Here is a 14,381-nt window from a genome sequence, read left to right on the forward strand (position 1 = left end):
TATAATATTATATATTTCAAAAAATTGTCGATATATGATAAGAATAATAATATTATTTCAAGGATGATATTAAAATTTCCAAGGAGGGAGATAATTGTGATAATAAATCATAATTTGAGTGCACTTAATACTCAACGGACGATGTATCAGAACATTTTTTCACAGAAAAAGTCTGTAGAAAAATTATCTTCAGGACTCAGGATAAATAAAGCTGGAGATAATGCTGCAGGACTTTCAATATCTGAAAAAATGAGAGCACAAATACGAGGATTAAATCAGTCATCTAGAAATATCCAAGATGGTATTAGCTTAGTTCAAACTGCTGATTCAGGCTTATCAGAAGTAACATCTCTTTTACAAAGAGGACGAGAGCTTTCTGTTCAAGCATCAAATGATTCATTAACTCAAGATGATAAAACTTCTATACAAGAAGAGATAGATCAAATAAAAAAAGAAGTAGATAGAATAGCGCAAACTACTGATTTTAATGGAAAAAAGTTATTAAGTAGTTCTAGCAGTTCAGCAGCCACAGCACAAAATGTAATAGATGGATTAAAAAAGGGTTGGCTAGAAGAATCTGAAAAAAGAATAAAAGATGTATATGGATTAGAAGGTACAGGAACAGCTAATCTGCATATAATACTCGAGAGTGAAGCACAATATGGAAGACTAGCTCATGTGGAGGGAACAGCCTCAGATTTAGAATTGCATATAGACTTAGCCGATTTTGATCCAGGAACAGGTGAGCATGGAGATACAATACTTGGCAAAGGGTTTTATGCAGATAGAATCGTAGCACACGAGATGGCACATGTAGTAATGAATGATACCTTTGGAGTAGCTAAAATGAATGACCTTCATACTAACAATGCTGTATGGTTTATAGAGGGTACAGCAGAGTTTATACCAGGAGCAGATGGAAGATTAAAAAAGGTCATAGGAGATTTAGGTCAAACAGGTATAGATAATACAAAACTAGATACCCTAGTAAATAGAGCTACAGACTTACTAAATGGAGCAGTCTGGAGCGGAAGTGATACTGATTATTCAGCTGGATATGTAATATCAAAATTCTTAGATAGCCAGCTTCAAGGTAATGGAAGTAGTTTTACAGCTTTAATGACAGCAATAAAATCAGGTGGAGCAGCAGCTACGAATACCCTAAAAACTGAAACAGGTAATTTAACAGGACTAGGAAGCTATGCAAACTTTGTAACAGAATTTTCTAAGGTAGGAGCAGGTGGAGGAAAGGATTATATTCAAAATAATATAACGCTAAATTGGGGAGCAGATGAAACTGATACAGGATCAATAAAGGGTTCTGACCACTCAGGAGCAAACCTAAATGCTGAAGATGTAATAGATGAGGGTTCCTCTGTATCTAAAGATCAGCCACTTTCTAAATTCACAGTTGTATGGGAGCCTGTAAAAAGCTCAGATCCACTAAAAATTAGATCTGGTGCAAATTCAGGAGAATCTATAGAAATAAATCTAGTAGGAGTGACAGCTTCAGGACTAGATATACAATCAGTGGATGTAGTTAATTTATCAGATGCATCTATTGAAAAATTTGATAAAGCAATAAAAACGGTTTCAATGGCAAGAAGTAAATTCGGAGCATTACAAAATAGATTAGAGCATTCTCTTTCTGTAAATACTAATACATCAGAGAATTTAACTTCATCAGAGTCAAGAATAAGGGATGTTGATATGGCAAAGGAAATGATGAGGTATAGTAAGACTAACATATTGCAACAAGCATCAAATGCAATGCTAGCTCAGGCTAAACAACAGCCTCAAGCAATACTTCAGCTATTAAGATAATTCAAAAATTCGTCTAATTCGTTATAAAAAAATAGAGGCAATTAAAATAATGTGAATCTATTAAATATTCACTAACATTTTAATTGCCTCTATTTTATAGGTTAGTTTCTTAAATGTTCTTTTACTTTATCTATATCATCTGCATTTTTCTTACTTTACTCATCTATTTTGTCTAACTTATCATTTAATTCTTTAATATCTTTTCTTGTTTCTAGTATCTCTAAATACATTTTTTCTAGATATTTTTTAGCACCAACATATAATCTTAAGTAGAAATATAATTTATAATGCTTCTTTTTTTAGTATTTCAGCCTTATCAGTTCTCTCCCAAGCAAAGTCAAAGTCAGTTCTTCCAAAGTGTCCATAAGCTGCTGTATGTCTAAATACAGGTTTTTTAAGATCTAAGTCTCTTATTATAGCTCCTGGTCTTAAGTCAAAGTGCTTTTTAACAAGCTCTACTAGTTTTTCTTCTGAAACTTTACCAGTTCCGAATGTTTCAACCATTACAGATACAGGCTCTGCAACACCTATTGCATAAGCTAATTCTAATTCGCATTTTTTCGCAAGTCCTGCTGCAACTATGTTTTTAGCAACGTATCTTGCTGCATAGGCTGCTGATCTATCAACCTTAGTAGCATCTTTTCCTGAGAATGCTCCACCACCATGTCTTGAATATCCTCCGTAAGTATCTACTATTATTTTTCTTCCTGTAAGACCTGCATCTCCACAAGGTCCTCCTATAACAAATCTTCCTGTTGGATTAACTAATATTCTAGTATCAACAAATAATTCTTCTGGTATAACAGGCTTTATAACATGCTCTATTAAATCCTTCTCTATTTGTTCTCTAGTTACTTCTGGACTATGTTGAGTTGATATTAAAACAGTGTCTATTCTTACAACTTTATCTTTATCATACTCAACTGTAACTTGAGTTTTTCCATCTGGTCTTAAGTAAGGTAGAGTTTTGTTCTTTCTAACTTCTGATAATCTTTTTGATAATTTATGAGATAAAGATATCGGCATAGGCATTAACTCTTCTGTCTCATCACAAGCAAATCCAAACATTATACCTTGATCTCCTGCTCCTACTGCTTCAACTTCATCATTCATTTTTCCTTCTTTTTCATCATTCATTTTTCCTTCTTTACTTTCTAGAGCCTCGTCAACTCCCATAGCAATATCTGAAGACTGTTCATCTATAGCAAGAAGTACTGCACAAGTATCTCCATCAAAACCATATTTAGCTCTATCATATCCTATTTCTTTAATTCTATTTCTAACAACCTTTTGAATATCAACATAAGCATTTGTAGATATTTCCCCTGATATTAAAACAAGTCCTGTAGTAACTGATGTCTCACAAGCAACTCTTGAATTAGGATCCTTCTCAAGTAATGAATCTAATATTGAATCTGATATTTGATCACATATTTTATCTGGATGCCCCTCCGTAACTGATTCTGAAGTAAATAATCTTTTAGCCATTTTAGTACCTCCTAATTTTATTTTATATTGTGTTTCTATTATGATTTTTTTTATGTATAAAAAAAGTCTCTTCTACAAGAAGAGACTAATTCAAACTTAAATTAGACCTCATCTTCCAAAGCACAGCTTTGTAGGAATTAGCACCATTTTCCATTACTGGATGGTTGCTGGGTTTCATCGGGCCTATTCCCTCCACCTCTCTTAATAAGGTATTAAGATTATATTCAATTAACTAACTTAGTTCATAATACTATTTTAAAATTCATTTGTCAATAAATATTTAAGTGAAATTTAATGTAATAAATGATACTATTACTCCAGCTAACATATTACCTATAATTATTCCTAATACAGCATCTTTAATTCTCATCTTGAAGACAGATGCAACCATAGCTGCTGTCCATGTTCCTGTAGTAGGAAGAGGAATCCCAACAAATAGTATTATGCCCAATAATTTTTTTTTCATTATCTTATCGCTATTTTTATTAACTTTATTATCTAGGAAATCTCCAACCCATTTAAAGTGTTTGTTCTTTTTGAGCCACTTAAGCAAGTCTTTAAAAAATATTATCAAGAACGGAGCAGGAATTATAGCTCCTATAACGCACGATATGTATACATATATAGGGTTTAGGTCTTGAACTATGCCTACAGGAATGGCTCCTCTAAGTTCAATAATAGGAACCATAGATATAAAAATCAAATGTATGTATTCTGAAATCATCAATATTGTCACTCCTTATTTTAAAAATTCAATACTTTTATTATATATTAAAATTTAATATTATTGTAATTGAATTTATACCATTTTTAATATAAACTCATTGTATGGATTCAAATTTTGTATACAAGTCAACACCCCAACTTACATTATATTGTTTGCAAGGTAGATATTTGAATTAATACTAATAATAATTACATAACAAGGAGAGTCATAATGAAAAAAATACTTGGAAAAATAAGGCGTGCCTGTAATGATTATAATATGATTCAGGATAACGATAAAATAGCAGTAGGATTCTCTGGAGGAAAGGATAGTATAGCTCTTATATATGCTCTTAAGCTATTTCAGAGATTTTCTCCTAATAAATTTGAACTAGAAGCAATAACCGTTGATCCTGGATTTGATAATATGAATTTAGACAATGCTAAAAAATTCTTAAGAGAAATAGATGTCCCATATACAATAATCAAGACAGATATAGCTCAAATAGTATTCGATGAAAGAAAAGAATCTAATCCGTGTTCATTATGCTCTAAAATGAGAAGAGGAGCATTAAATGATCACGCAAAGAAGAGAGGAATAAACAAAATAGCCCTAGGACATCACCTTGATGATGGAATATCTACTTTATTTTTAAGTATGTTCTACGAGGGAAGAATGAATACCTTTAAACCAGTTACATACCTAGATAGAATGGATATAACAACTATTAGGCCTTTAATTTATATAACAGAGAAAAGTATTATAGAAGCAGTTAAAAGAAATAATCTTCCTGTTCTTAAAAGTCCTTGTCCTGTTGATGGCAAAACAAAGAGAGAATTCGCAAATACAATTGTAAATGATATAGCCGATAAGGTTCCTGATTTTAAAAAGAGAATGCTTAAGGCTATGCAAAACAAAGATCAAACTCAATTATGGTTTAAGCCTGAGATGTTTGAATGATAGGAGTGGTTTTTATGAATAAAAAACTTATAAGCTTTATGTTAGCAGGATTTTTTTTACTTTCATCTTCAACTAATATATTTGCAAGCTCGGTTATAAGAGAAAGTCAAAGAGAAATGATGCTTTCAAAAGGCGTAACATATAAAAATGTATACTCATTTACTGAAAATGGTATACAAAATATAAATTTAGTTTATGTAGACTTAAACAATCCTGATATAAAATTAGATTTATTATTCAACAAAGATGGATTTAGTAAAACTCAAAGAGTTAGTGATATGGTAAAAAACGATTCCTTAAGTGAAGATAATGGTGATATATTAGCAGCTATAAACGCAGACTTTTTTAGTATGTCAAAGCCTGCCTTTTCGTTAGGTCCTATGGTTAAAAATAGTAAAGTTTTATCGAATCCTCATTATCAGATAAATAAGTACTCGTCATTCTTAGTTGATAATGATAAAAATATATTCTTTAGTTACTTAAAACCAGATGTAAGCATAACTGATATAACAAAAAATACTAACCTTCCAATAGCTGCAATAAATAAACCTAGTAAAGATTATGCAAATATAGTTATGTATACAAGTGAATACTTTAAGAACTCACCTGGAGCAAATGATACTTACTATGACCTTTGTGAGGTAGTTGTAGTTGATGATGTTGTTACAGATATAAGATATGGTCAACCTTCAGTCCAAATACCACCAAATGGATATATATTATTATCAGCTGGAAATAACGGTTTAACACTTAGAGATTTTTTTAGTATAGGTGATGAATTGAAATTAAATTCTACCTTCAGTCTTGATTATTCAGACAATATAGACCTTGCTGTAGGAGGGGGGAGCTTAATATTAAAAGATGGAGAATTATTTGCTCCAACACAAAGAGTTTCTGGAAACAGCCAAAGATCTGCAGTAGGTTTAACTTATAATAATGAGCTGGTTTTATTTACAACAGATGGAAGACTTTCTAATGTTATAGGAATGAAGGAAGAAGATGTTGCAAATTATATGAAAAATTTAGGCTGTAAGGATGCTATGCTTTTCGACGGTGGTGGTTCTACTGAGCTTATCGTAAATGACACTATAGTAAATACTCTAGTAAAGGGAGCTGAAAGAAAAATAGTTGATTCTTTGGCTGTTAAATCAACAGCTCAAAAAGATGAATTTGACTCTATAGAAGCTTTTATAGATAAAGATTTTGGATATGTTGATGAAAAATTCAAGCTTACTGTTAATACATTCGATTCAGATTTTGACCCCCTTAATATACCTATTGAAAGCATAAATTTCAGTGTATCAGGAATAGATGGTACCTTCAATAAAAATATATTTACTCCAAGTAGTGCAGGAGAAGGTATTATACATGTAGAATATGAGAATGAAGATGTTTCTATCCCTATAACTGTTGTTGAAAAATCTAATACAGACCCTCATTTAGTAAATGAATTAGGACAAGAGGGTATAAATATAGCCTTTTTAAGTGATATGAATAAAACTAGCATATTACTTGATAATTTAATTCATATAGCCTATAGAAAAGATATACAAAAAAATTCAGACAATTTATTCTTATTATCTAATTCGAATGTAGGATTTGAAGAAAAACTAGATAAACCTCATTATAACTTTAACGGATCTTATTCTAGCCAAGTTATAGATGAAAACCTTATAATAAATCTTAATAGCTCAAACGGAGGCTTCTTTAAATCAAAGGGGCAATGGGACTTTTTTAGAAATTCACTAGATACTACACTTGATAATATATTTATAGTTCTTAACTCTAAAGAATCCTTAAAAGTAAAAGATGAAGCTTATGAATTTAAAAGAACTCTACATGAAGCTTCAAAGGACAAAAATATATATGTTATTTATAGAGGGAATAATTTTACTCAAACACTAGAAGACGAGGTAAGATTTATAAGCATACCAGATTATAAGGATGTATATAGAAATGACCTTTTAAATGATTATAAATATCTTCTAATTAATATAAATGGAAAAGATATAACATACACTTATAGAAATATATTTAATTAAAAATATTAAGTTTTACTTCATTTGTAAATATTTTCAAGAACAATATCATAATTTTGAGCATACTATAATATGAGAAAGTGTAAATTTAAACTTTCTCATATTTTTTTATTTTCTCCATATAATTAATTAGGAGGTGCTATCTGTGTATTTGGCTAAGGCAAATTATAAAGACGAGAACGTCATTTGTGTTTTAAAAAAAATTTTAACAACTATAATCAACGATAATACGGTTATAATTTGTATAGGAACAGATAGATGCATAGGCGACTCTCTAGGACCCCTAGTTGGGACTATGCTGAAAAACAGCGATTATAAACATCCTATTTATGGAACTTTAGATAATCCTATTCATGCCTTGAATATTCATGAATCACTAAGTTATATAAAAAACAAACATCCTGAGGCTAACTTTGTAGCTATAGATGCTTGTTTAGGAGAAGTTAATAATATAGGCAATATTCAAATCAGAGAAGGCCCTATTCTTCCTGGAAAAGGAGTCGGAAAAACACTTCCTCATATAGGGGATCACTCAATAGTAGCTATTGTTGATGAAATTAATGAGAATAGTAAATTTGCATTTAATAACATACGTCTTAGTTTCATCGTGCAAATGTCAGAGCTAATAGCAACATCTATTATACTATCATCATAAAATTCGTCTACTCGCTAACTAGGATTATAATTTACTATTCATTAGAAATACGATTAACGGTATTGTTATTACGGATAATAAGGTAGTTATAAATATCCCTTGGGATGCTAATATATGATCATTATCGTATTTCGTTGCAAATATAGCACAGTTTGCAGCACTTGGCATTGCAGATACGATAGATGGTATACCTAATAATAAACCCTTTAGATGAAATACTTCTTTTAAAGTAAAATATACTATACACGGAATAATCAAAAGTCTTAAACAAGAAACTATAAGTAAATACTTATTTTTAAGAGCTTGTTTTATACTAGATTCAGCTAGTATTGACCCAATCAATATCATAGACATAGGTGTTGTTGTATTTGCAAGTACATTTAATATATTGTATATTGGAGTAGGTATTTTTATTGATAATAAAAACAAGATATATCCTATTATTATTGCAAACATACCTGGATTGATAAATATTTCCTTTATACTTATTTTATTATCTTTATCAGAATTTCTAGACATTATAATAACGCCAACACTCCATACTAATATGTTAAACGGCATATTGAAAAGTGCTGTATAAAATACTCCACGATCTCCATAAATTGAGCTTATAACTGGATATCCCATAAATCCTACATTTGGAAATATAATAAGAAATTGTATTATATCTTTGATCTTTCCTCTTACATCCAAGTTCTTTATAACAAAAAAAGATATTAATATTGACATTAAATACATGAATATGGATATTATTATTATTCCTATACTGCTTTTTAACATTTCCTTAGAAAAATCGTACTGCATAGATTTTATTATTAGAGCAGGAAGTGTTATATATAAAACTATATTACTCAGTTCTTTATTTAGATTTTGAGTTATAAGCTCTTTTTTATTTGCTGCATATCCTATTAATATTAGTGCAAATAACATGAATACTTGATTAAATGTAGTCATAAAATTCATAATTATACCTCCAAAGTTCATTGTCTTACTATAATATATAATTTTTGTAAAATTTGTCTATAAATTCGTATATATTGATTACGTTTAGTCCAAAATAAATCTGCATGTTAACATATAATTTAACATACACCATCACTTAAAAAAGTTTTTATTTATATTTTCCCTGTTTTGCATAAGTTTAAAACCACACAATTCAAGCACTAATTAAAAATGATGCTTATTAAAATGTTAGATACTTTTGATTAATATTTTTCTATAAAACTTAGACCGCGTCGTTTAAATGCCCGTTAAGAAACTTCATTGTTTGAACATAGTGAGTTTATGAAGTTTTAGGGAATTTAATAAGACGTGGTCTTTAGTTTTATAAAAATATTAATTAAGTATCGTTATTTTAATAAGTATCATTTTTTGCTTAAGAACTAAAACTTATCAAACTATGCTTATTAGAATATTTGGTACTTTTGATTAATATTTTTCTATAAAACTTAGACTGCGTCATTTAGATGCCCGTTAAAAAACTTCATTGTTTGAACATAGTGAATTTATGAAGTTTTAGGGGATCTAATAAGACGCGGTCTTTAGTTTTATTAAAATATTAATTAAGTATCGTTATTTTAATAAGTATCATTTTTCGCTTAGATGCTAAAACTAAACTATGGTTCTTAGAATTTTAGTTTTTATCAACCAATGCAAACATTAAAGTTCCGCTACAAGCTAATTCTTCTCCAACATAAGCCTTAGCTTCTGCTTTTCCTATTCCTCTTCTCATATTTATCATTTCAACTTCCATTCTAAGAATATCTCCTGGTCTTACTTCTTTTCTAAATCTAACCTTATCTATCCCTGTGAAAACTCCTAGTTTTCCTTTATTTTCTTCTAAGCTCATCATAGCAACTGCTCCTACTTGAGCCATAGCTTCAACTATTAAAACTCCTGGCATTAAAGGATAATCTAGAAAATGTCCTTGAAAGAACGGCTCATTTACAGTGACATTTTTTATACCAACAGCTCTTTTGCCTTCTTCTAATTCAACCACCTTATCCACTAATAAAAAAGGATATCTATGCGGTATTATCTTTTTTATTTCATCTACGTTAAGCATATTTTTAAAACCTCCTTATAGTATCTAGTACTAATTTCATAATTAGTATACCATAAAAAATAGCCTATATCTAATAGATAAAGGCTATTTCTTTATATATGTTTTATTAAATTGATCGTATATACTTTTAGCTAATCCTAAAGAAGATCCCTTTGAGGTTTTAGTTGCTAAGTTTTCTGTATATAAATCCTCAAAGATCTCTCTTCCCTGAGACTTTTGAAACAAAGAATCTTCAGGAACAGTCTTTTTCATTTCTTTTAGCATTATTTTTAAAAACTCTGCTTCTATATCCTCACAAGCTTTCATAAGCTTTTTATCATCTTGTTTATTATTCTCAGCTTTCTTCTTTAATAATTCTAAGTTTGTATAATTATTATTAATATTCACTCAAATCACCAACCTATCTTCTAAGGTTATTAGCCATTTGCATCATATCATCTGCTGTTTGTATAGACTTTGAATTCATTTCATATGCTCTTTGAGCTGTTATCATTTTTATCATCTCATCTACTACTTGTACATTTGAAGTTTCTAAAAATCCTTGATATATACTAGTTTGTGCATCTTCTTCATCAAGAACTACTTCTTCTCCAGAGGCAGATGTAGACTTATAAAAGTTTTTACCTACTGCTTCAAGACCAGATGGATTTAAGAATTGAACTACCTTAATTTGACCTAGTTCTTCAAATTCTTCATCTGAGTTTTTAACTGTAACCATACCACTTGCATCTACAGTTAAATCTGTTTGACCATTCTCTACTATTATCTCATCATCATCCGCAGATAAAACTGTATAGCCCTCTGTTGTAACAAGCTTTTTAGTATCCTCATCTACACTTAACTTAAATGATCCATCTCTTGTATATAGATTTTGACCATTAGGAGATTGTATTGCAAAGAATCCTTTCCCATCAAGAGCTAAGTCTGTTGGATTCTCAGTTCTTTCAAGATTTCCATTTTCAAATATTCTACTAGTAGCAGATGCCATAACACCATGTCCTATTTGCAAATTAGATGGACTACCTTGTCCCTCTACTAAATTAGATTTTTTTATATTTTCATATAGTAAATCCTTAAACTCTATTCTTTGCTTTTTATATCCTGTAGTATTCACATTCGCCAAGTTATTAGAAATATTATCCATATTTAGTTGCTGTGACTTCATTCCACTAGCAGCTGTCCATAACGCTCTCATAATTTACACCTCCAATTAAACTTTTCCTATCTCATTTACAGCCTTTCCCAATATTTCGTCATAGGCTTTTACAACTTTTTGATTACTTTCATATTCTCTAAATACAGTAATCATATCTACCATCTCATTTACTGAATTTACATTAGAAGTCTCAATAAATCCCTGAAGAAGATCTCCGTCAAATTGTTGTTCATTTGGATCTATGCCTTCCTCTATCTGATATAGATTGTTTCCTTCTTTTCTAAAGGCATTGACATTCAATACATTTACTATATCTAATTTTTCATAGTATTCATCTGTTCCATACTCTTCATCCTTTATATATATTTCTCCACTTTTACTTATCTTAAATTCTTTATCAATAGTTATTATGCCTTCTTTTCCAAGAACATGATTTCCATCTGCATTAACTAGTTCACCTTTATTATTTAATTCAAAAGAACCATCTCTTGTATATCTAATTCCATCTTCTGTTTGAATCTTGAAAAAGCCCTTTCCTTTTATAGCAAAATCTAATTTATTATCAGTTTGCTTCATCTGTCCTGAAATAAAATTAGTCTGAATTCTATCAAGTCTTAGCCCTCCATTTATAGTTCCTATAACATTCTTAGACGGCTTATGAATAAGATTTGCTACTACATTTCCACCTGATATTACGTTTCCATTTTTATCATCAATTTGAATATCATTATTATCAACTTTTATTTTTTTCTTTTCAGAATCTAGTACATAAAATCCTGTACTAGTATCTATTCCTTTATTTATGTCTCTAGTATATGTTTTTAAATATCCTTCTTCATCTACACTAAATTTTACTGACTTATTATAGCTTGTACCCATAGAACTATCCACAGTAAAAAATCCTTTATTAGATTTAAGGTAAAATCCTTGTCCATCTCTTTTAATGTCTAATTTTAGGTTATTATATTGTGTGTTTAAATCACTTCCCATTTTACCATGTATCTTACTAATTAGCATCTCTGGAAAAGCTTCTGAAATTACTACATCCTTTTTAAATCCAGACGTATTAGCATTTGCGATGTTATTACTAATAACATCTAGTTTTTTTTGATTAGTTTGCATTCCCGATGTTACAGTATAAAGTCCTCTAAACATAATATCACTCCAAAAAAGTTTTTACTAATTATACTTCGGCATGAATGATAAAAAAGTTTAATTTATTTTCTAATACTTTTTAACATTCCAGAATTAAGAACTTCTCCTGTTCCTTTAGCAACACAAGATACAGCATCCTCTGCCACATATACATCAATGCCCGTCCTTTTAGATATTAATTTATCAAATCCCCAAAGCAAAGATCCTCCACCTGTCATTACTATTCCTTTATTACTTATATCTGCAGATAATTCTGGAGGTGTTTTTTCAAGTACACTATGTACTGCATCTGCTATTTGTAATGTACATTCATTTAAAGCCTCTAGCATTTCGCTCGAACTTATTTCTATAGTAGTAGGTAATCCTGATAGTAAATTTCTACCTCTTACTTGCATAGTTTCTTCATCCTCTTTAGGATATGCTATTCCTATATTCATTTTAATTTGCTCAGCTGTTCTTTCTCCTATAAGCAAGCTATGTTTTTTTCTCATATATTTTATTATAGCTTCGTCAAATTTATCTCCTGCTACCTTTATAGAAGTACTTACAACATTTCCACCGTATGATATTACAGCTACATCAGTTGTTCCACCTCCTATATCTATAACCATATTACCTTGTGCTTGTGATATGTCAAGTCCCGCACCTATTGCTGCAGCCGTTGGTTCTTCTATCAAATCTACATGTCTTGCTCCTGCTTGTTTTGTAGCTTCTTCAACAGCTCTTTTTTCAACTTCTGTAACTCCTGATGGAACACATACAACTATTTCTGGTTTAAAGAATTTAAAAAAACCTTTTTTAACTATAACCTTATCTATAAAGTATTTAAGCATTTTTTCTGTAACATCATAATCAGATATTACTCCATCTCTAAGAGGTCTTATAGCAACTATATTCCCAGGTGTTCTTCCAATCATTCTTCTAGCTTCTTCTCCAACAGCTAAAACTTTTTTTGTTTTCGTATCTATAGCAACTACAGACGGCTCTTTTAAAACTATCCCCTTACCTTTTACATAAACAAGAACCGTTGCTGTACCTAAGTCTATTCCTATACTTGGATTAACCATTAAACTTGTCCCTACCTTTCGTTTAAATTATTCTATATATCTTCCTTCTACAAAAATATACAAAAATTTGTATTTCGTCAAGAAAAAAATACAGGTATAATTATCCTGTATTTTTACTAGTACTCTCATATTTTAATTTTGTAGCCATTCCTCCTCTTATATGTCTTTCTGATTTATTTTTATTTAATACATACTTTACCTCTTCAGCAAGTACTGGATTTACAGATTCTAATCTTTCAGTTATATCTTTATGTACTGTACTTTTGCTAACTCCAAATCTCTTTGCAGTTTCTCTTACTGTAGTTTTTTTCTCTATTATATACTTGGCTATGGTTACTGTTCTTTCTTCTATATATGCCTTCAACGGTCCCCCTCCTTAAAGGAATAGTCTTTAATCATATATATGTGTTTTGTACAAAAAATAGAACAGGCTTAACCTTATTTAAAGGTTAAGCCTGTTAATTAGAATTTATCATAGATAAAGGATCTATGTTTTTATTATCTTTTAAAACTTCAAAGTGTAAGTGAGGACCTTCTTTACTTTCTATTATAGATGTGTTCCCTATATTTCCTATAATATCTTTACACTTTATCATCTGACCTTTTTGAACTTTAGTGTCTAAAGATAGATTGCTATAAACACTTACTATATTATCTTGATGCTTTAGTTTAACAGTTATTCCTTGCATACTATCCTTTAATACCTCTAATACTTCTCCATCCATAAAAGCACTTACAGGGGTTCCTTCTTTAGCTTGTATATCTATTCCCTTATGTAGCTCCCATTGTTCTAACGTAGCAGAGTAAGTAGGTTTATTATCAGAATAATCTCTTCCTAATTTACCTTGAGCTGGCATAATAGCTTTTATTGTTGTAGTTTTTGCAACTTCTGTATCAGGGTCTTTTTTAGCTTGGTTTTCCTGTTTTAATTTTTCCTTTGCCTTAGCTAAGTTTTGATTAGAATTTGTTGCTGTAGGCACAGCTTTCTCATCTTCTTTTATTAGATGAATCTCATCCTCGTCATTGCTAGCTACTTTATCATCATCTATAATCTCTCCTTGTTCGTAGTTCACAAACCCATTCTGAGATGCTATATTGTCTATACTGTTTTTAGTTACCCATACAGCAGTTACTGCTACTAAACACACACAGACAAATAGAACTAGATAAAACCCATCTTTCTCTAATAATTTTTTGAATTTATTTTTTTTGTTATCCATGACTTTCACCTCCATCTATATTCTTACCGAATTTTTAAATTATATA

Annotated in this window: 14 protein-coding genes and 1 riboswitch; of the genes, 4 read left to right on the forward strand and 10 right to left on the reverse strand. The window is 30.2% G+C overall.

What is annotated here, in order from left to right:
- Window positions 1-96 precede the first annotated feature (96 nt).
- Complete coding sequence (locus N4A48_RS09975) at window positions 97-1,824, forward strand: flagellinolysin (RefSeq protein ID WP_293665766.1); 1,728 nt, start codon at window positions 97-99, stop codon at window positions 1,822-1,824.
- A 282-nt stretch (window positions 1,825-2,106) separates the two neighbouring features.
- On the opposite strand, the gene metK is transcribed toward N4A48_RS09975, so the two are convergent.
- Window positions 2,107-3,312, reverse strand: coding sequence for a methionine adenosyltransferase (gene metK, locus N4A48_RS09980; RefSeq protein WP_293665767.1), 1,206 nt, complete (start codon window positions 3,310-3,312; stop codon window positions 2,107-2,109).
- Between the two features lie 105 nt (window positions 3,313-3,417).
- Window positions 3,418-3,523: riboswitch (SAM riboswitch) on the reverse strand.
- 69 nt (window positions 3,524-3,592) lie between these two features.
- Window positions 3,593-4,036, reverse strand: a complete 444-nt coding sequence (locus N4A48_RS09985; protein WP_293665817.1) for a COG2426 family protein — start codon at window positions 4,034-4,036, stop codon at window positions 3,593-3,595.
- A gap of 213 nt (window positions 4,037-4,249) precedes the next feature.
- On the opposite strand from N4A48_RS09985, the gene N4A48_RS09990 reads away from it, so the two are divergent.
- From N4A48_RS09990 to yyaC, 3 genes are all read left to right on the forward strand, one after another.
- Window positions 4,250-4,978 carry a tRNA 2-thiocytidine biosynthesis TtcA family protein gene (locus N4A48_RS09990; protein WP_293665768.1) on the forward strand — a complete coding sequence of 243 codons (729 nt, stop codon included), beginning with the start codon at window positions 4,250-4,252 and terminating at the stop codon, window positions 4,976-4,978.
- A gap of 14 nt (window positions 4,979-4,992) precedes the next feature.
- Complete coding sequence (locus N4A48_RS09995; protein WP_293665769.1) at window positions 4,993-7,020, forward strand: phosphodiester glycosidase family protein; 2,028 nt, start codon at window positions 4,993-4,995, stop codon at window positions 7,018-7,020.
- Between the two features lie 142 nt (window positions 7,021-7,162).
- Complete coding sequence (gene yyaC, locus N4A48_RS10000) at window positions 7,163-7,672, forward strand: spore protease YyaC (RefSeq protein WP_293665770.1); 510 nt, start codon at window positions 7,163-7,165, stop codon at window positions 7,670-7,672.
- 24 nt (window positions 7,673-7,696) lie between these two features.
- Here yyaC and N4A48_RS10005 read toward each other — a convergent pair whose 3' ends face one another.
- From N4A48_RS10005 to N4A48_RS10040, 8 genes are all read right to left on the reverse strand, one after another.
- A complete protein-coding gene (locus N4A48_RS10005; protein ID WP_293665771.1) occupies window positions 7,697-8,635 on the reverse strand; it encodes an AEC family transporter in 939 nt (312 codons plus the stop codon).
- A gap of 670 nt (window positions 8,636-9,305) precedes the next feature.
- On the reverse strand, window positions 9,306-9,737 hold the full coding sequence (gene fabZ, locus N4A48_RS10010; RefSeq protein ID WP_293665772.1) for a 3-hydroxyacyl-ACP dehydratase FabZ: 432 nt from the start codon (window positions 9,735-9,737) through the stop codon (window positions 9,306-9,308).
- 84 nt (window positions 9,738-9,821) lie between these two features.
- Window positions 9,822-10,124 carry a rod-binding protein gene (locus N4A48_RS10015; RefSeq protein ID WP_293665774.1) on the reverse strand — a complete coding sequence of 101 codons (303 nt, stop codon included), beginning with the start codon at window positions 10,122-10,124 and terminating at the stop codon, window positions 9,822-9,824.
- Between the two features lie 13 nt (window positions 10,125-10,137).
- Window positions 10,138-10,932: a flagellar basal-body rod protein FlgG gene (gene flgG / locus N4A48_RS10020; protein ID WP_293665775.1), complete on the reverse strand. Its 795-nt coding sequence runs from the start codon at window positions 10,930-10,932 to the stop codon at window positions 10,138-10,140.
- A gap of 15 nt (window positions 10,933-10,947) precedes the next feature.
- The gene (locus tag N4A48_RS10025) at window positions 10,948-12,048 is read right to left on the reverse strand and encodes a flagellar hook-basal body complex protein (protein WP_293665776.1); all 1,101 of its coding nucleotides are present in this window, start codon (window positions 12,046-12,048) and stop codon (window positions 10,948-10,950) included.
- Window positions 12,049-12,110: 62 nt separating this feature from the next.
- Window positions 12,111-13,115, reverse strand: a complete 1,005-nt coding sequence (gene mreB, locus N4A48_RS10030; RefSeq protein WP_293665777.1) for a rod shape-determining protein MreB — start codon at window positions 13,113-13,115, stop codon at window positions 12,111-12,113.
- A gap of 100 nt (window positions 13,116-13,215) precedes the next feature.
- Window positions 13,216-13,479, reverse strand: coding sequence for a sporulation transcriptional regulator SpoIIID (gene spoIIID, locus N4A48_RS10035; protein WP_293665778.1), 264 nt, complete (start codon window positions 13,477-13,479; stop codon window positions 13,216-13,218).
- Between the two features lie 94 nt (window positions 13,480-13,573).
- The gene (locus N4A48_RS10040) at window positions 13,574-14,335 is read right to left on the reverse strand and encodes a M23 family metallopeptidase (RefSeq protein WP_293665779.1); all 762 of its coding nucleotides are present in this window, start codon (window positions 14,333-14,335) and stop codon (window positions 13,574-13,576) included.
- Window positions 14,336-14,381 lie beyond the last annotated feature (46 nt).

It is taken from the genome of Tepidibacter sp., from assembly GCF_025210165.1.
Classification (GTDB): Bacteria; Bacillota; Clostridia; order Peptostreptococcales; family Peptostreptococcaceae; genus Tepidibacter_A.